16 protein-coding genes are annotated in these 16,883 nt (G+C 57.7%); 7 read left to right on the top strand and 9 right to left on the bottom strand.

Translation table 11 applies throughout. The features are described 5' to 3' along the window. Nucleotides 1–83: 83 nt before the first annotated feature. The 8 genes from ACL2XO_RS24240 to pxpB form a co-directional block, all read right to left on the bottom strand. Entirely contained in the window at nt 84–887 is an 804-nt protein-coding gene (locus ACL2XO_RS24240; RefSeq protein ID WP_413741718.1) for an ABC transporter permease, read from the bottom strand. Beyond that, on the bottom strand, nt 884–1,768 hold the full coding sequence (locus ACL2XO_RS24235) for an ABC transporter permease (protein WP_413725680.1): 885 nt from the start codon (nt 1,766–1,768) through the stop codon (nt 884–886). Before ACL2XO_RS24235 ends, ACL2XO_RS24240 begins: the two co-directional genes overlap by 4 nt. Next, nucleotides 1,761–2,921: an ABC transporter ATP-binding protein gene (locus ACL2XO_RS24230; RefSeq protein ID WP_413725679.1), complete on the bottom strand. Its 1,161-nt coding sequence runs from the start codon at nt 2,919–2,921 to the stop codon at nt 1,761–1,763. Before ACL2XO_RS24230 ends, ACL2XO_RS24235 begins: the two co-directional genes overlap by 8 nt. Next, entirely contained in the window at nt 2,918–4,015 is a 1,098-nt protein-coding gene (locus ACL2XO_RS24225; RefSeq protein WP_413725678.1) for an ABC transporter substrate-binding protein, read from the bottom strand. The genes ACL2XO_RS24230 and ACL2XO_RS24225 overlap by 4 nt, the downstream gene beginning before the upstream one ends. Before the next feature lie 39 nt (nt 4,016–4,054). After that, nucleotides 4,055–5,230, bottom strand: a complete 1,176-nt coding sequence (locus ACL2XO_RS24220; protein ID WP_413741717.1) for a M24 family metallopeptidase — start codon at nt 5,228–5,230, stop codon at nt 4,055–4,057. Between the two features lie 113 nt (nt 5,231–5,343). Next, complete coding sequence (locus ACL2XO_RS24215) at nt 5,344–6,270, bottom strand: dihydrodipicolinate synthase family protein (RefSeq protein ID WP_413725676.1); 927 nt, start codon at nt 6,268–6,270, stop codon at nt 5,344–5,346. Between the two features lie 33 nt (nt 6,271–6,303). Further along, the gene (locus ACL2XO_RS24210; protein ID WP_413741716.1) at nt 6,304–7,269 is read right to left on the bottom strand and encodes a biotin-dependent carboxyltransferase family protein; all 966 of its coding nucleotides are present in this window, start codon (nt 7,267–7,269) and stop codon (nt 6,304–6,306) included. Beyond that, a complete protein-coding gene (gene pxpB, locus ACL2XO_RS24205; protein ID WP_413743105.1) occupies nt 7,266–7,991 on the bottom strand; it encodes a 5-oxoprolinase subunit PxpB in 726 nt (241 codons plus the stop codon). Before pxpB ends, ACL2XO_RS24210 begins: the two co-directional genes overlap by 4 nt. 150 nt (nt 7,992–8,141) lie before the next feature. Between pxpB and ACL2XO_RS24200 the strand changes: the two genes are divergently transcribed. Together ACL2XO_RS24200 and ACL2XO_RS24195 are read left to right on the top strand one after the other, a co-directional pair. Then, nucleotides 8,142–8,921, top strand: a complete 780-nt coding sequence (locus ACL2XO_RS24200) for a LamB/YcsF family protein (protein ID WP_413741715.1) — start codon at nt 8,142–8,144, stop codon at nt 8,919–8,921. A 71-nt stretch (nt 8,922–8,992) separates the two neighbouring features. Next, complete coding sequence (locus ACL2XO_RS24195) at nt 8,993–9,664, top strand: GntR family transcriptional regulator (protein ID WP_413741714.1); 672 nt, start codon at nt 8,993–8,995, stop codon at nt 9,662–9,664. Between the two features lie 122 nt (nt 9,665–9,786). Here the strand turns inward: ACL2XO_RS24195 and ACL2XO_RS24190 are convergent, their stop codons facing one another. Then, nucleotides 9,787–10,848: a LacI family DNA-binding transcriptional regulator gene (locus ACL2XO_RS24190; protein ID WP_413741713.1), complete on the bottom strand. Its 1,062-nt coding sequence runs from the start codon at nt 10,846–10,848 to the stop codon at nt 9,787–9,789. Between the two features lie 252 nt (nt 10,849–11,100). Between ACL2XO_RS24190 and ACL2XO_RS24185 the strand changes: the two genes are divergently transcribed. From ACL2XO_RS24185 to ACL2XO_RS24165, 5 genes are all read left to right on the top strand, one after another. Then, entirely contained in the window at nt 11,101–12,114 is a 1,014-nt protein-coding gene (locus ACL2XO_RS24185; RefSeq protein ID WP_413741712.1) for a dihydroxyacetone kinase subunit DhaK, read from the top strand. A gap of 15 nt (nt 12,115–12,129) precedes the next feature. Next, the gene (locus tag ACL2XO_RS24180) at nt 12,130–12,783 is read left to right on the top strand and encodes a DAK2 domain-containing protein (RefSeq protein ID WP_413741711.1); all 654 of its coding nucleotides are present in this window, start codon (nt 12,130–12,132) and stop codon (nt 12,781–12,783) included. Between the two features lie 63 nt (nt 12,784–12,846). Beyond that, nucleotides 12,847–13,833, top strand: a complete 987-nt coding sequence (locus ACL2XO_RS24175; RefSeq protein WP_413724080.1) for an ABC transporter permease — start codon at nt 12,847–12,849, stop codon at nt 13,831–13,833. Next, nucleotides 13,817–14,920, top strand: a complete 1,104-nt coding sequence (locus ACL2XO_RS24170; protein ID WP_243701516.1) for an autoinducer 2 ABC transporter substrate-binding protein — start codon at nt 13,817–13,819, stop codon at nt 14,918–14,920. The genes ACL2XO_RS24175 and ACL2XO_RS24170 overlap by 17 nt, the downstream gene beginning before the upstream one ends. 226 nt (nt 14,921–15,146) lie before the next feature. Next, on the top strand, nt 15,147–16,844 hold the full coding sequence (locus ACL2XO_RS24165) for a sugar ABC transporter ATP-binding protein (RefSeq protein WP_413741710.1): 1,698 nt from the start codon (nt 15,147–15,149) through the stop codon (nt 16,842–16,844). The last annotated feature ends 39 nt before the right edge of the window (nt 16,845–16,883 follow it).

Raw genomic sequence — 16,883 nt, 5'->3', positions numbered from 1 at the left:
GCTTCAACGACCGGGCGTGGTTCGGCGGGATGATGTACATGAACGGTTTCGCGATAGTCCGTTGGCCTTTGGGGACGGAAAAGCTAAACACGGCCTTTCGCCGTTCCCCGGCTTTTCAGGCAATTCCCCACAATCAGCGCCAGTGCAATCAACGCCATCAGAAATACGCTGACCACCGCAATGGCGGGGGTAAGTTCATAGGTCACGGCATCGTAGATGCGCACGGGTAGCGTTTCCAGGCCGGGTTTTGTCAAAAATATCGCCACCAGCAGCTCATCGAAGGCGATAAGAAAACCGAGGGCGGCGGCGGAGAGAATCCCGTGGCGGGCCATGGGCAAAATGATCCACAGAAAGACCTGGTGTCGCTGGCCGCCGAGGCTTACGGCCGCCCTGATGATTGAGACGTCGATATCGCGCAGGCCGGCGGCGATGATTAGCGTGGCAATCGGCAGGCCCAGCAGCGCTTGTCCCACCGCGATCAATAGCCAGTTGCTGTCGGCGGGCATCCAGTTTGACAGAATATAGGTGGAAAAGGCCACGATAACGGTGGGCACCATCACCGGCATCAACAGGATTATTTCAAGCACGCCTTTCATTTTGCTGGTGGAATGCACCAGCAGGTAGGCGCCCAAATAGCCGATCGCGGTGGAAATCAGGGTGGCCAGGCCGGCGGTGATCAAACTCCATGAGAACGATTCCCGCCACTGGCTTCCCCCCAGTACCTCGCGGTACCAGCGCAAAGAGAAATGCTCCGGCAGGGCCGACATGGTGGCGCTGTCGCCCAATGAGATGGGTACCAGCGCAGCCATCGGAATCAGCATCAGGATAATGAGGCCGTAGGCATAGACTGAAAGGACGCTTCTGGAGAGCGAGGGCCGCGTTTTCATCCGTGCGGCCTCATCATCCTGGATAAGCCAAGCCAGCGGGCGGCAACGGCGTACACCGCCAGCACTATCGCCAGCATAATAAGAGACAGCGCCGCCGCGCCGTGCATATCGTACATGACGACGATGCGCTGCTCCACGAGCTGGGCAATCATGGTTTCGGACGGGCCGCCCATCAGCGCCGGCGTGACAAAGTAGCCGAAACCGAGAATGGTGGTAATGATCGTTCCCGCCGCCACTCCCGGCAGGCTAAGGGGCAGATAGACGGTCAGGAAAATGGTGGCGGGCCCGGCGCCGAGGCTGCGTGCCGCATTCAACAGCACCGGGTCGATTTTGCGCATCGTGCCGATAAGCGACAGCAGCATATAGGGCAGTAAGACATAGGTCATGCCGATAACCACCCCCGTCTGGTTAAACAGAAGTTTGAAGGGTGTTCCCGGTATGTCCAGGGCCTTGAGCAGGCTATTGAGCAGGCCGGTGCGACCAAGGATAACCATAAAAACAAAGGTGCGCACCAGGCTGCTGGTGAGGAAAGGGAACAGGATGGCGACTCCGGTCAGGGTTGCCATTTTGCCTTTTAGCTGTGACAGGTAATATGCCGCCGGATAGCCAATGATAAGGCAGCAGAGCGATACCTCCGCGGCGGTGAACGCCGTCTGCAGTATGACGTGGCGCAGGCTGCCGTTTTGAAACAGTTCCTTCAACGGGGCGAAGGTAAAATTCCCGCCATCATCGGTAACGCCAAGAAACAACACCTGCAAAAGCGGCGCAATGAACGTCGCCAGCATGAACAGAACGACGACCGTTAATGCCAGCCATTGCAAATCAGGCGCCGTTAAACGTTTGCGAGGCGCCGGCGCAGCGGCGATATTCACCTCAGCCATGGCTGCCGTCCATTTTAATCAGATGAATATCCCGGGGATCCCATGATACGACGGCACGGCTGCCGGGTGAAAGCTGCGTATGGCCGGAACGCGCAACTTGGTGAATTAGCATCGTCACATCCATGAGTTCGCATTCAAATTCATAGCGTATGGACTGGCCCACAAAGGCCAAATCTTTGACCATGCCCGTAATAAAACATCCCGGTGGCGGCTCCTCGAGCAGGCCGGCGGGCTGTATGGCCAGGACTTCCGGGCGCAGCAGCGCGGCGCATAACGCCCCGTCCTCTTTCCCGTCAGCCTGTTCCGCCGGGAGCCGAAGGTGTGTGCCGGCCACCTCCAGCGCGGGGCCGGCGGTATGGCTCAAGCGGCCTTTCAGCAGGTTCGAGTCCCCTAAAAACCGGGCGGCGAACAGGGTTTCGGGACGCTGATAGAGTTCCTGAGCGGTGGAGTACTGCTCAATCCGCCCGTCGCGCATCAAGGCAACGCGATCGGAAAGCAGCATGGCTTCATGTTGATCATGAGTGACATAAATGACCGTGGCGCCGATTTCCCGCTGCAATCGCCTGATCTCCCATTGCAGCTCCTCTTTGAGGCGTACATCCAGCGCTCCCATGGGTTCATCCATCAGCAGGACTGAAGGCTCAAAAACCAGCGCCCGCGCCAGCGCCACGCGCTGCTGCTGCCCGCCGGAAAGCCACGCGGGCTTGCGATCGGCCAGGGGCGTAAGCTGCACCAGCTCCAATACCTTGGCGACGCGCGCTTTGATCTGCTGCCGTGGCAGGTGACGAACCTTCAGCGGATAGGCGACATTTTGCGCCACGGTCATATGGGGGAATAAGGCATAATTCTGGAAGACAATGCCCATATCCCTTTCGCGGCCGGGCGGGACGCGGGTAACGTCGCGATCGCCGACGGTAATCCGCCCGGCGTCGGGCGTGAGGAATCCGGCGATGGCCATTAAGGTAGAGGTTTTACCCGATCCGGAGGCGCCGAGCAGCGTCACAAATTCCCCGGCGTTAACATGTAAATCGACGTTGGCGAGGAGGGTGGCGCCGCCGATGGCTTTTTTCAGTCCTTCAACGCGAACCGAGGCGGATTTGGTCACCCGCGTTCCATCGGCCTGAACTGCCGCGGCGGATGTTATTCCTCTCATTGCGCTGCCCACTGATTCCATTTATTCGTCACCAGCTGGCTATTGTCTCCCCACCATTTGACATCCTGCATGAACCCTTTATCGCTCCAGGCGGGATTGGTGGGCAATTTCGCAGCGATGCCGGACGGGATAAGATCAAATGCCTTTTTGTTGACCGGACCATAAGGAATTTCCTTGGCAAAATCCGCCTGCACCTGCGGCGACAGGGCAAAATCGAGGAAGCGGTAGGCGTTCTCCAGATTTTTAGCCCCCTTAAGGATGGCGTAGGCGCTGGGCACCTTCATATGCTGGTTCCATTCAATGGCATAACCGCCCCCTTCATCAATCATCGATTGAATACGGCCGTTGGCGATGGGTTCAATATCCACTTCACCGGTGGACAGCAAATTCGCCGAAATGGCGTCGGTATTATAAAAACTCTGGATCTTGCCGCGAATCCGGCTATAGGCCGCCAGGGCGCGATCAATATTAATCGGGTATATCTCGTTCATCGGAACGCCGTCGGCCAGCAGGGCGAACTCCAGGTCAGGCATGTCGAGGCCAAGTCCGGGCAAGGCGCGGGCGCCGGGAAATTTTTCCGCGTCCCAGAACTCCCGCCAATCGGCGGGAACGGCGCCGGTAAAGGCGTTTTTGCGGTAGCCCAGCACGCGCGCGTAAACCATTCGGCGCACCATGTATTGTTTGGCCGCGTCTTTGCCGATGTCGTCGACGGTGAACAGCCTGCATTTGCCATAATCGATAGCATTGAGCGCCCCATTGGCGGCCAGGGTCTGCAGCAGCCCTTCCGATGTATCCACAATGTCGACCAGCGGCTTGCCTTGTTTAGCTGAAGCAATCAGCGGTGCCATATCGCTGGCGGTCTTGATGATGCGTATGCCGGTGGCCTTGGTAAAAGGCGTGAAAATGGCGCGATCCATCGCTTCGCCATAGCTGCCGCCGGAACTCGTGCGCACAACCAGCGTCTCGCCGGCTAAAGCGGCCAGCGAGACGCGGGAAAAACCGGCGGCGACGGGCAGGATGGCCGCCGAAGCCAGAATGAAAGAGCGGCGGGTGAGCCCGCCGGCCCGCTGGGAAGAGCGACTGTTTTTACTCATTTTTTTACGGTTCCTTCATTCATTGATGATGTCAGGGATTCACAGGCGTTTTGAGCCGTCAGCCCAGAACACGCCGCCACGGGTGAGTCGTTCAGGACCGTTTTCTCCTAGCGCGACCGTACAGCCGATACTGACGGCGCGTCCTTCCGGCAAATGCCCCACCAGCACGATATGGAATGCCATACCCGTTTCCAGCGTCTCTTCCACCAGCGAGTTCAACCCCAACTGCCATTGCGCGCCCCAGGAAGGAGGGAAACCGATGCCCAGTGAATAACCGCAGCGGCGTGCGACGACACAGCCGGGATCGTTGGCCGCCAGCACCGCCTCCGCCGCCTGATTGATGACCCGGGCGGGACGGCCGGACTCCACGGCCGCAACGGCGGCCTGTTGTGCCTTTTCAAGGACTTCGGCCGCGTGGCGAATAGCCGGCAACGGATTGCCCACCAGGATTGTTCGGCAGGACGGCGCGTGATAGCGCAGCTTTACGCCGGTGATTTCAGCCATCACATGATCGTCACGGCCAATGGCAACGCCCTCCCAGGCGGCATGAATTCTTCCGGTGCGCTGGCCGACCATCACGTTGGGCCAGCTGCCGGGGTATTCCGACCCTTGGTTTACCATTTCGGTCATCAGCACCGCGGCCAGATCGTTCTCGGTACGGCCGGGAGCGATGGCCGCCAGGGTTCGGTCGGCGATGGCATCGCCGATACGTCCGGCTTGTGCCAGCGCCATGAGTTCTGCTGGCGACTTAACCAATCGCAGCCTATCGATAAGCGTCGAGACATCAATCCATTTTGCCGCGGTAAAACCACGGGTAATCCCCTGCGCGCGCTGGGCCGGCATGCACCAGCTTGCCAGTTCCAGCCCGACCCTGGCCCCCGAAGGGAGATGGCGGCGCAAAAAAGCGATGGCGGCCTCCATGGGGTCCTGATCGTCCTGATACACTTCATAATCGGAAAATCCCCCTTCAGCATGGGCGGCCATGGCATTGGCAATTTCCATCTGCCGGGTGAACAATAACAGCGGGCCTTTTACCGTGAATAAAAGAAACTGAAAGGTGAATACCGCCTTGGTTTGATACCCGGACAGGTAATAAATATTCTCTGGCGCCGAAACGATAATGGCATCCAGCTTTTGCTTTTCCATTTGCTGTCTGAGCCTGTTTTGCCGCGTATCGAATTCCACGCGGTCAAACCGCACTATTCGGTCTTTCACTGTTCATTCTCCCGCAACGCCGGGCCTTCCCGCATAAGGCAGCCGGCGAAGATGTGTTATTGACCATGGCGTGGCTGGCGCCCCCGTTCACAACTGTTTCCTGTTCATGTGACTTACGCCGGCAAGGTAAGTCTTCGATCCTGACGGGCGACAAGACGCTCGATCTCGTTAACAGCCGGCTCGCTCAGCATGATTCCCGGACGCCGCTGTGCCGCGCAGGAAATGGCGCCGCGTTTTGCCAGCAGGTATTTTCTTACCGCCAGGCCAAGTCCGGGTTGCTGCTCATAGCGAATCAACGGCAGGTAAGCGTCAAAAACATCATGGGCCTCTTCAACCCTGCCCGCGTTCATCAGCCGAACCACATCAACCATCATTTCCGGATAGGCGAAACCGGTCATGGCGCCATCCGCTCCGCGCTGCATTTCCTCGGGTAGAAAAACCCCGGCATTGCCGCACAAAATCGATACGGGACGCTGTCCCTGCGCTTCGGCCCGGCGGATGTCGCTGATTTTTTGCAGTCCCGGCCAGTCCTCGTGTTTTAGCATGACAATGCTGGGGTGGGCCGTAAAAAGGACCCCCAGCGTCTTGGTTGAAATCTGCACGCCGGTGGAGAGAGGAAAGTCCTGCAGCACCACCGGAGTCTCGGCGCCCACCATGTCGATCACGTGACGGTAGTAATTGATGATCTGTTCATCGGTGCGCAGGGTGGCAGGCGGGGCGACCATAATCCCCGCAGCGCCCATGTCCATGACTTTACCGGACAGTTCTCCGAGGGCGGCCAGGCCGGGCGCGGAAACGCCAACGATAACCGGTTTGCCTGACGCGCGTGCCAACGTCAGCCTGGCGACCGCCAATGACTCGGCCAATGTCAGCTTGGGCGCTTCTCCCATCATGCCCAGAATGGTCAGCCCGTCGGCGCCCTTTTCAAAATAGAAATCCACCATACTGTCAATGCTGCCGGGATCGATCGTTCCGTCATGCCGAAACGGCGTCACGGCAATAACAAAAACGCCCTTTGTTTTAGATGTGATTACAGACATTTGTCATTCCTCGTTAGCGCTGCCGCACGCAGGTTACGGGCATGCCGCCAAGACTTTTTTATTAAGCGCCGCCAGCTTTTGCGCGAGGATCTTCTGCCTTCCCTGCCATAAATCCTCGGCTTTCTCTACCGATACCGCTTCAAAACGAATGGGATCGCCCGGTTTCATCTGGCCCAGCCTGGCCAGATCCGCGCGGATCACCGTGGCAATCTTCGGGTAGCCGCCGGTAGTCTGGCGATCGTTCATGGCCACAATGGGTTGGCCGTCTCCCGGAATCTGGATGCTCCCCGCGCATATCGCATCGGAGATGATGTTAAAGCCTTTTACATGGGCCAACGGGCTGCCTTTCAGGCGGTATCCCATTCGATCGCACTGTGGTGAGAGGGTATAGGTTTGGGTGAGAAAGGACGCCCGCGCTTCATCGTCGAAGTAATCGTCCTGAGGTCCCCAAACCACTCGCACGGCTCGTTTTTCCATCTGGGGTAGAATCCGTTCGGCCCGGACGCCATGGCATACCGAATGCCGCTGCGGGGCAATGGGCAGGCGGTCGCCCTTGCGCAGCGGATGTCCGTTAACCCCTCCCAGCTGCGCCCGCATCAGCGTGGAGACGCTACCTAGAACCGGCGGCACGGCAAAGCCGCCGGAAATGGACAGATAGCCTCTGGCGCCGGAAATAACGCGCTGAATCGACAAAATATCCCCAGGATGCATCCGGTGATTCTGGTAAGTTGCGCAGGGCGCGTCGTTTAATGTGGCGCTAAAATCGCCGGTGACCGAAAAGAAGCAGTATCCGTCACCGCACAGCCGCAGGCTTGGGCCGGTAAGGGTGAATTCGATAGCCCCTGTTCCGGGATGATTTCCCACCAGAGCGTTGGCAATGGCGAAGCTCAGCTCGTCCAGCACCCCTGACGGCGGGACGCCTTTATCTTCATAGCCGAAACGGCCGCCATCCTGAAGGGTGGATAACAGTCCCGGCGAGATAACGTCAAAATAGGTCATGCCCGCAGGTTCCAGTCAGGCATATAACCCCGGTCGTCAGCGAGCTTCACATATTCATTTTCTTTAATGGGAACGAACTCGATATATTCTCCGGCGGTAAAAAGAAAAGGCTGTTCGCGCAACGGGTCGAAACTCTTGACCGGTGTTTGGCCAAGCAAATGCCAGCCGCTGGGAGCCGCCACGGATCCCACGGCTGTCTGTATGCCGCCGATACTTATGCTGCCTGCCGGGACACTTTGCCGCGGGGCGGTTCGTCTGGGTATGTGAAGTCTGGCGTCAAGCCCGCCCAGATAGGCGAAACCGGGCATAAAGCCAATCATATAAATCCGGTAGCAGGTTGCGGTATGCAGTCGGATAAGCTCATTGGGACTCAATGCAAGCGTTTGGGCCGACGCCGGCAGGTCAACACCGTATTTACCGCCATAGCAGACCGGCAGGTACCAGCATTTGCGCGTTTTTGTCTCGGTTTTTACGGTCGTTATCAGTTCTTTCAAACGTTCAATTAAATGGGACTGCCTGACTAAAGCTGAGTCATATGCCACCGTCAGGGAACGATAAGTGGGAATACAGGCCGTTACGCCCGTAAGCCGTTTATTATTAATTGCCGCGGCCAGAGACGTTATTCGAAGATTAATTTCTTCATCTATCAGCTCGCCGAAATCAATATTAACAGCCTGATCCGCGACCGGCTGAAATTCCCAACGAACAGAATTGTCGGCCATTTCCACTTTACGTTCCTAACATAGAATAAAGCTATTTGTAGTCGGAATACATTTGGCATACCATTGGCATGCTGTCAATAATTGTACAAGACAAAAAACTTATCTTAGAAAAAATAGATATTGAAATTATACAGTTGAGGTGAATGTCAGATGCTAATCGATTTGAACTGCGACATGGGTGAAAGTTACGGGGCATGGCAAATGGGTTCTGATGAGCTGATGCTTGAGATTGTCACTTCCGCCAATATTGCCTGCGGTTTCCATGCCGGCGATCCCGATGTCATGGCGATAACGCTCGACAATGCTTCGCAGAAGAGGGTTGGCATCGGGGCCCATCCGGGTTTTTTTGATCTGCCCGGTTTTGGCCGCCGCCGGATAATCGGCGACAGTCCGCTGCAGATCCAGCGTCAGGTGATATACCAGATAGGCGCTTTGAAAGCGCTGGCCGAAAGCCAGGGTGTGCGGCTGCAGCATGTTAAAACCCACGGGGCGCTGGGGAATATGGCGGCTGAAGACGACGATCTCGCCATGGCGGTGGCAAAGGCGATTTACCTCGTTGATAAGGATTTAATCATGGTGGTCATGCCGGGCATGCGCACGGAAACGGCAGCGCTTAAAGTGGGTCTGCCGGTGATAAGGGAAATCTATGTTGACCGGGCCTATGCTGAAAACGGCAATCTGCTGTCGCGAAAATTACCCGGCGCCGTGCTGCACGATCCGGTCATGGCCAGTGAACGGATATTGCGGATGATGGAACAAAACGCGATCGTTACGGCAAACGGCGCCCTGATTCCCGTGCCGATAGATTCCCTCTGCGTGCATGGCGATACGCCCGGCGCGGTTGAAATGGCCAGGTCGGTTCGCCGGTTGCTTGAAAAGCAGGGCATTGCATTCGCCACCATGGACAAGGTGCTCGCTGCAAAAGCGTAACCTGAAAAAGCTGGCATCACCCCTACCTAAAACGTAAAAATAAGAAAATTTCTCTTTTATGGTGATATATCATGAAGCTTGCCGATCAGTTATTCAGTGCCGCAGATGAGGTTGAGCAAAACCTGAGCAAGAGAGCGTACGAAACCGTTCTGGAAATGATCCTCAAGCGTGAACTGCCGGTCAATACCGTACTGCAGGAACGCCGCCTTGCCGACATGATGAATATTTCCCGCACGCCGGTACGCAATGCGCTGAACAGATTGGAAAATGAAGGCTTTATCGCCAGAAACGGCGGCAGAACGCCCTCTGTTAAAGAGTTTTCCATCCAGGAACTGGTTGAAACCCTGCATATCCGCCGAATACTGGAAACCGAAGCGACCCGCCTGGCGGCCGGCAAAATTCCGCTCGGCGAGCTGGATGAAATGGAGCAGCGGGTCAGGGCGCTGCTGTTGAAAAAAGTACCCGACACGGAGGCTGACTGGGAGGCGGATTCACGCATCCACGAAACCATAGCCCGTTACAGCGGTAACAGGATGCTGGTGAATTTCATCCGCACCCTGCGTCTTAAAACCCATATGTTCCATCTTACGCAGGTTCCCGAACGATTCGAGACCGGGCATAAAGAGCACCTGGCGATCATTGCGGCCCTGCGCGACAACGAGCCTGAACTGGCCCAGAGTTTGATTGCCACGCATATCGATAATGTCCGGGAAGGCATCATCAGGCGGTTAAGCCAGTTTTGACTCCCGGCCAATCCGAATACGTTAATGATGGCCTAATTGGCGTGCGGCTGGCGGAGAACCCGGACATCGGCGGCCGGCTTGATGGGCTGGCTGCGCTGGCAAACGTGGACTTCAGGGCATCCTTATCGCGGGTGTGAATAACCCGAAAGGCTTTCCTGGTGCGGTAAGCCGTGACTTTTTATCTGCACGCTTGCGCGTTTTATCAGCGCGCCGCAGATCAATATATTGGTATGGCTGGAACTTTTTCCCAAGCTGATGCGCTGATATAGTAAATCCACCGCCGCCGCGCCGAGTTTTTTATTAAACACCTGGATGGTTGTCAGCGGAGGCTCTATCACGGCGGAAATCGGCAGATCGTCGAATCCAATCAGGGAAATATCTTCCGGTATCCTTAGGCCATATTCTTTGAGCGCTTTCAGGCAGCCGCAAGCGATAATATCATTGACGCAAAAGTACCCCTGTGCGAGCGGCCTTCCTGCCGCCAGATAGTGCTTCATTGCCTGATAGGCATCTTCAAGGGTGGAATTGACGCTGAGGGTATCCCGGTTATCAAAGGCCAGTCCGACTTGGCCGACCAATTCACGAAAAGCGGCTTCGCGCTGCTGGAAATTAGGCGTGTGGGCAAAGCTGGTAATCAGCCCGATTTGGGTCAGGCCGCTGCGCTGAAAGTGATGGAGTATTTTAAAAACAGCGCCCCGATTATTTATATTCACAAAATCATAGGGAAGAAAATCGTTAATATTATCAATAATCACAAACGGTGCTTTTATATTTTTCAATGCGCTAAAATCGGCTTGTTCGAATTCGGTGCCTAAAATAATGACGCCTTGCACGGGTTGCAGGCTGCTCTGTTTTTCAACTATCTGTTCAACGCTTATGCCCTGATAATGCGCAACCTCAAGTGAGAGCTTTAATTTTCCTGCCTGTTCAATCATGCCATCAATATAACCGTTAATGAAGATACTATGATTTTCATTAACGGTATTGCCATGTAATGCGATTTTTAAAAAGCGGATCACACCGGGATATTTTTCCTGTCGTGAGGAATGATAATCGAGTTCGTGAGCAATCTTCAGAATCCGTTCGCGTGTAGTGATACTGAGGCCCCGCTTGCCATTCATGGCAATTGAGACCGCACTGAGGGAAACGCCCGCGCGTTGCGCGATATCTTTTATTTTTGCCATAAATTCCCCATGGGTTCTTATGATAACTACATTTAAATACTCCAATAAAAATTTAAAATTGCCTATTTTTATCATTAACTCTATCAGGTTTAATGAACGGGCTTGTGACACTGTTCACATATTAAAATCCTCTCTATATTTTAGTAAAATTTTAGTTTACAGCTTTTTTTTACCTTCCTATTATCTATTTCATCAAGCGGTTAATCATTTATTTCTCCATTGAAAATTATGGAGATTCTGGACATTTATCCGATGAAAAAATTTATTAACGCTCCCTCCGAATATGTAGTGGAAATGCTGGCCGGTATTTATGCCGCCCATCCTCGCCAGTTGAAATATGTCGCTGATGATGTGCATTGTCTGGTTAACGCCGTCCCGGCCGTGCCTGGCAAAGTGGGGTTGGTCACCGGCGGCGGTTCGGGCCATTTACCCTTGTTCCTAGGTTATGTGGGGGAGGGCATGCTTGACGGCTGTGCGGTGGGGGATGTTTTTCAATCGCCTTCGGCGGATCAAATCCTGAATGTCACCAAGGCCGTGGATCAAGGCAGCGGCGTACTGTATCTGTACGGCAATTACAGCGGCGACATTCTTAATTTTGATCTGGCCGCCGAACTGGCCGGTTTCGACGGCATCAACACCGCTACGGTCGTGGGCGCCGATGATGTCGGTTCAGCCACGGCGGACCGTCGGTCAAAGCGGCGGGGCGTGGCCGGTATTTTCTTTATCTATAAAATTGCCGGCGCGGCGGCGGCGGCGGGCCTGGGCCTGGAGGAGGTGGCGCGACTGGCCGCCCGCGCCGGCGATGCGACCAAGACCATCGGCGTTGCCTTGTCGCCCTGTATCATCCCCGAGGTCGGCACCCCGGCGTTTACCGTGGCGGAAGATGAGATGGAGCTCGGCATGGGTATTCATGGCGAACCGGGCATCAGCACAGGCAAACGTGAAAGCGCGGACCGCATCATTGATCGCATTCTGCCGCTGCTATTGGACGAGTTGACCTTCAGCCAGAACGACCAGGCGGCAATTTTGCTTAACGGCCTCGGCGCCACGCCGAAAGATGAGCTGTATATCCTGTATAACCGCATTCACCAAGTGTTGGCCGAACGGCGGATTGCCGTTTTCCATGTCTATTGCGGCGAGTTTGCCACCGCAATGGAAATGACCGGTTTCTCATTATCGGTTTGCAAGCTTGACGCCGAGCTGAAGGGCTATCTGGCTCAGCCGGCGAATACGCCATTCTTTATCCAGCCAAGACTTGATAACTGACAGGAGCATCCGCCGATGGTTGATTGTTTGTCATTAACACAGTGCCGCGCCCTGGTCGCCGCCTGGCATCAGGCCATGATCGAACAGCGCGCTACCCTGATCGCGCTCGATCAACAGATAGGCGATGGGGATTTGGGCATTACGATGCAAAAAGCGTTTGCCGCCGCGGCGAACACAGTCCCGGGGGAGCAGGAGGGCATTGGCGAATATTTTGCCCTCTGCGGCGTGGCGATGGCGAAAGCCGCGCCGTCAACCATGGGAACCCTGATGGCCACCGGGTTTATGCGCGGCGGAAAAGCGCTTCCCGCCGCCGCTGCCGAATTGGATGGTCAGCTGCTGGTACGGTTTTTTAACGCCTTTACCCAGGGCATTGCGGACCGTGGTAAGGCCCGGGCCGGCGATAAAACGGTATTGGACGTGCTGCTGCCGGCCAGTCAGGCGCTGTCGGACGGCATTGACGGCGGCGCCTCGCCGGCGCAGGCGGTGGAGGCCGCTTTTCGAGCGGCGGAGCAGGGGCTTGATGCAACCCGTACCATGCTGCCTCAATGGGGCAAGGCCGCGTCTTTCGCGGAAAAAGGCCTGGGTATCGTCGATTCGGGCGGTAGCGTCGCGGTGATTTTATTCCGGGTGCTGCATGACTTTTTCCAACAAAGCCCGCTATTACCGTGAAAAACGCTGACGCGCTCGGAGACGGCGAATCCAAAAGAGGGCGCTGTCGGGAGGAGATGATCGATGCGTAACATTCTGTCGGACCGTCAGCTCAATTTTCTGGCCGCGGCCAACGTGCTGGTGTTAGCGGCCGGCGTGGCGTTTGCCGGCGCCAACTTTATCACCCTGTACAACTTTCAATCCATGTCGGCGCAGGTGCCCGAACTGGGGTTGCTGGCCCTGGGCGTCATGCTGGCGATGATTTCGGGCAATGGCGGCATCGACCTGTCCGGCATCGCCCTGGCCAATCTGGCCGGCGTCCTGTCCTATCTGCTGGTGCGCCACTGGGTGTCGGCTGATGACGCCCCGCTGCTGTTCGTTTGGGCCTTCGCGGCCGTCGCCCTGCTGGTGGGGCTGGCGGGGGGCATGCTTAACGGCTTTTTGATAGCCCATGCCGGCCTGACGCCGATTATCGCCACCCTGGGCACGCAGATGTTCTTCACCGGCATCGCGGTGGTGCTGACCAACGGGTCGGCCATCAGCATCGGCTATATCGAACCGCTGGACGATTTCGGCAATTCGCCGGTGCTGGGCCTGCCGCTGTGCTTTTCGCTGTTTCTGGCGGTGGCGCTGCTGCTGGGCATCGTATTGCGTTTTTGCCCCTTCGGCCTGCGGCTCTATCTGATGGGCAGCAATGCCAAGGCCGCGCGGTACGCCGGCATCGCGCTGAAAAAGATGCTGTTTCTCACCTACACCGCCAGCGGCGTTCTGGCCGGTATCGCCGGCATCGTCATCGCCGCCCGCACCTCCAGCGTGAAGTGGGACTATGGCAGCTCCTATGTGCTTATCGCCATCCTGATTGTGGTGATGGCCGGCGTGCGGCCGGACGGGGGCTACGGGCGCATCGTCTGCGTCGTGCTGTCGGCCACCGCGCTGCAGATGCTGGCCAGCCTGTTCAATTTCCTGAATATTTCCAACTTTTTCCGCGACTGCGCCTGGGGCCTGCTGCTGCTGCTGTTCCTGGCGGTGTCGCGCGTCGATATCCGGTCTTGGCTTGCGTCACGAACGTGACGCGTTTTATCGCCGCCGGCGTCTTATCGGCGCCGGCGGCGAACTCTTACCCTACGTGCAACACAACCATAATGAGGAAACGTTGATGCCAATGATACGTAAACTTACCGCCCTCGCCGTTGCGCTGGGCGCCCTGTGCGCGGCGCCGCCCCTGCTCGCGAAAGACGCGCCGTCCATCGTGACGGTGGTAAAGATAACCGGCGAGAACTGGTTCACCCGCATGAATGAAGGCGTCGTTGCCTACGGCCGGGACAATCCCGGCGTCACCACCAGCGAGATCGGCCCGGCCAAGGCCGATGCCGCCCAGCAGGGACATCTCATTGAGGATCTGATCGCCAAGAACGTCAGCGCCATCGCCGTGGTGCCGATGGACCCCTCGGCCACTGAAGGCGTGCTCAAACGCGCCATGGATCGCGGCATCAAGGTCGTTACCCATGAGGGGGACAGCGTCAAAAATACCCAGGTGGATATCGAGGCGTTCAATAACACCGCTCTTGGCGCCCACTTCAACGAACAGCTGGCGCAATGCATGGGCAAAAGCGGGAAGTGGACCACCTTCGTCGGTTCCCTCGGCAGCCGGACCCACGTGCAGTGGGCCGACGGCAGCGCCGAGAACGCCAAGAAGTACCCGCAGATGCAGTTGGTGTCCCCCAAGAATGAATCTTTCGACGATGCTAATACCGCCTATGAGAAAGCGCGCGAAATCCTGCGTAAATACCCGGATATCAAGGGGATACAGGGCAGCGCCGGCAATGACGTCATCGGCATCGGCCGCGCCGTGGAAGAAGCCGGCCTCTCCGGCAAGGTGTGCGTCATCGGTATCGGCCTGCCGAAGGACACCAGCAAGTATCTGGAATCCGGCACCGTGCAGAGCATCTCCTTCTGGGATCCCAAGGATGCCGGCTACATCATGAACAAGGTGGCGCAGATGCTGCTGGAGGGCAAGCAGGTTACCGACGGCATGGACCTGGGCGTACCCGGCTATAACAAGGTGTCGGTGAAAAAAGGTCCCGGCAAGGGCATCATCGTCACCGGTCAGGCCTGGGTTGACGTGAACAAGTCCAACTACCGGCAATACCCGTTCTGAGTCTCAAAGTCCATAGAGAGTGCAACGGATCGGCGGCCGGCCGCCGGTCTCAGACTGCTGACAAAGTACTCAGAGTTAATAGGGAGGGATAGGCTGCCAGAAGAGTAAACCGTCCGCGCCAGGGACCAATACGCCGGGAGCGTATTGGAACAACGCCGCCAGGCGTTGGCCCGCAGGGCGGCGACCAAGGAAGGTAGCCGTAATCGCGCGGATCGAGCCTCCAGGGATGGATTCACGGCGTGTTTACGATCTGGCAGCCTATCCCGACCAGGCACTTTGTCAACAAACTCGGATCGGCGGCCAGTTGCCGATCCCCACCCGTAAACCTGCCTGGATAAAAGCCATGCCCGTGACCGTTCAAGCCGATACCTCGCCCGCCGGCAACCCGGCGCAGACCGTGCCTTTTCTCGAGGTGCGCGAACTGCAAAAACACTTTGGCGGCGTCAAGGCGCTTAAAGGCATCAGTTTTGTTATCGAACGCGGCCGCGTCTATCACCTGATGGGGGAAAACGGCTGCGGCAAAAGCACGCTGATCAAAATCATTTCCGGGGCGCAGCCGTCCGACGGCGGCGAATTGCTGATTAACGGCCGGCGGGTGGACAAGCTGACGCCGGTGGGCGCGCTGGCCGCCGGCATTGAGACCGTCTATCAGGATTTGTCGCTGCTGCCCAATCTCAGCGTGGCCGAAAACGTCGCGCTGACCCGCCAACTGGTGGCCGCCGGCGGCAGTCTGGCGCGGCGCCTGGACCTGCGCATGCTCAAGGACACCGCGGTGCGCGCGCTGGCCAAGGTCAACCTGCCCGCCGATGCGGCGTTTCTCGACACGCCGGTGGAAGAACTGCCGATAGCCACCCGCCAATTGATTGCCATTGCCCGGGCCATTGCGTCGGACGCCGGCCTGGTCATTATGGACGAGCCCACCACCGCCCTCACCCGGCGCGAGGTGGACAACCTGATTGCGGTGGTGGGCAAACTGCAGGCGCAGGGCGTATCGGTGCTGTTCGTCACGCACAAGCTCGACGAGTGCAAGGCTATCGGGGGCCGGGCCATCATCATCCGCGACGGCCTGAAAGTCACCGAATGCGATGTGGCCGGACAGTCAAAGCGGCAGCTCGCCTTCTGGATGACCGGCAAGCAGCTGGATGACACCCGGTACCGCGCCGCCTTTGACGGCGGCGAGGCGCTGCTGGGCGTCGACGGCCTCGGCCGGCGCGGCGGCTACCGGGACGTGTCCTTCCAGCTGGCGCGCGGTGAAATCCTCGGCATCACCGGGCTGCTGGATTCCGGCCGCAATGAACTGGCCCTGTCCCTGGCGGGCATTTTACCGGCGGACAGCGGCCGGATAACGCTGGACGGCGCCGCCATCACCCTCGGCAGCCCGGCGCAGGCCATCGGCGCCGGCATCGGTTATGTGCCGGAGGACCGGCTGTCCGAGGGGCTGTTCCTGGAGAAATCGATTAAGGAGAATATCATCGTGGCGATGCTCGACCGCCTGCGCGGCTCGTTCGGCCTGCTGGACGGCAAACGCAATCACGCCGCCGCCCAACGGACCATCGATGACCTGCAGATTGTCACCCCCGACAGCGACAACCCCGTCATGTCGCTCTCCGGCGGCAATCAGCAGCGCGTGCTCATTGGCCGCTGGCTGACCATCGAGCCGCGGCTGCTGATTTTGCACGGGCCCACGGCGGGGGTGGATGTGGGCTCGAAGGACACCATTTATCGCATCATCCAGCGGCTCGCCGGCGACGGCATGGGCGTCATCATCATCAGCGACGACCTGCCGGAACTGCTGCAAAACTGCGACCGCATCCTCGTGATGCGCCGGGGGGCCGTGGCGGCGACGTTCGCGGCGGATAACCTTGAGGAAGGGGCGCTGTACCGCGCCATGGCGGCGGAAGAGCGCCCGGAGACGCCACAATGACCGATATCACAACACAGCATCGCCGCGACGGCACGGCAA

Origin of the sequence: Sodalis sp. RH15, from assembly GCF_047324255.1 — a bacterium.
GTDB lineage: Bacteria > Pseudomonadota > Gammaproteobacteria > Enterobacterales > Enterobacteriaceae > Acerihabitans > Acerihabitans ligni.
The sequence above is the reverse complement of the archived record's forward strand: the minus strand, read 5'-3'. Positions and strand labels throughout refer to the sequence as shown.

Coding starts and splice junctions, on each gene's coding strand:
- ACL2XO_RS24240 (WP_413741718.1), bottom strand. CDS start 887: ATGAAAACGCGGCCCTCGCTCTCCAGAAGCGTCCTTTCAGTCTATGCC.
- ACL2XO_RS24235 (WP_413725680.1), bottom strand. CDS start 1,768: ATGGCTGAGGTGAATATCGCCGCTGCGCCGGCGCCTCGCAAACGTTTA.
- ACL2XO_RS24230 (WP_413725679.1), bottom strand. CDS start 2,921: ATGAGAGGAATAACATCCGCCGCGGCAGTTCAGGCCGATGGAACGCGG.
- ACL2XO_RS24225 (WP_413725678.1), bottom strand. CDS start 4,015: ATGAGTAAAAACAGTCGCTCTTCCCAGCGGGCCGGCGGGCTCACCCGC.
- ACL2XO_RS24215 (WP_413725676.1), bottom strand. CDS start 6,270: ATGTCTGTAATCACATCTAAAACAAAGGGCGTTTTTGTTATTGCCGTG.
- ACL2XO_RS24210 (WP_413741716.1), bottom strand. CDS start 7,269: ATGACCTATTTTGACGTTATCTCGCCGGGACTGTTATCCACCCTTCAG.
- pxpB (WP_413743105.1), bottom strand. CDS start 7,991: ATGGCCGACAATTCTGTTCGTTGGGAATTTCAGCCGGTCGCGGATCAG.
- ACL2XO_RS24200 (WP_413741715.1), top strand. CDS start 8,142: ATGCTAATCGATTTGAACTGCGACATGGGTGAAAGTTACGGGGCATGG.
- ACL2XO_RS24195 (WP_413741714.1), top strand. CDS start 8,993: ATGAAGCTTGCCGATCAGTTATTCAGTGCCGCAGATGAGGTTGAGCAA.
- ACL2XO_RS24190 (WP_413741713.1), bottom strand. CDS start 10,848: ATGGCAAAAATAAAAGATATCGCGCAACGCGCGGGCGTTTCCCTCAGT.
- ACL2XO_RS24185 (WP_413741712.1), top strand. CDS start 11,101: ATGAAAAAATTTATTAACGCTCCCTCCGAATATGTAGTGGAAATGCTG.
- ACL2XO_RS24180 (WP_413741711.1), top strand. CDS start 12,130: ATGGTTGATTGTTTGTCATTAACACAGTGCCGCGCCCTGGTCGCCGCC.
- ACL2XO_RS24175 (WP_413724080.1), top strand. CDS start 12,847: ATGCGTAACATTCTGTCGGACCGTCAGCTCAATTTTCTGGCCGCGGCC.
- ACL2XO_RS24165 (WP_413741710.1), top strand. CDS start 15,147: ATGGATTCACGGCGTGTTTACGATCTGGCAGCCTATCCCGACCAGGCA.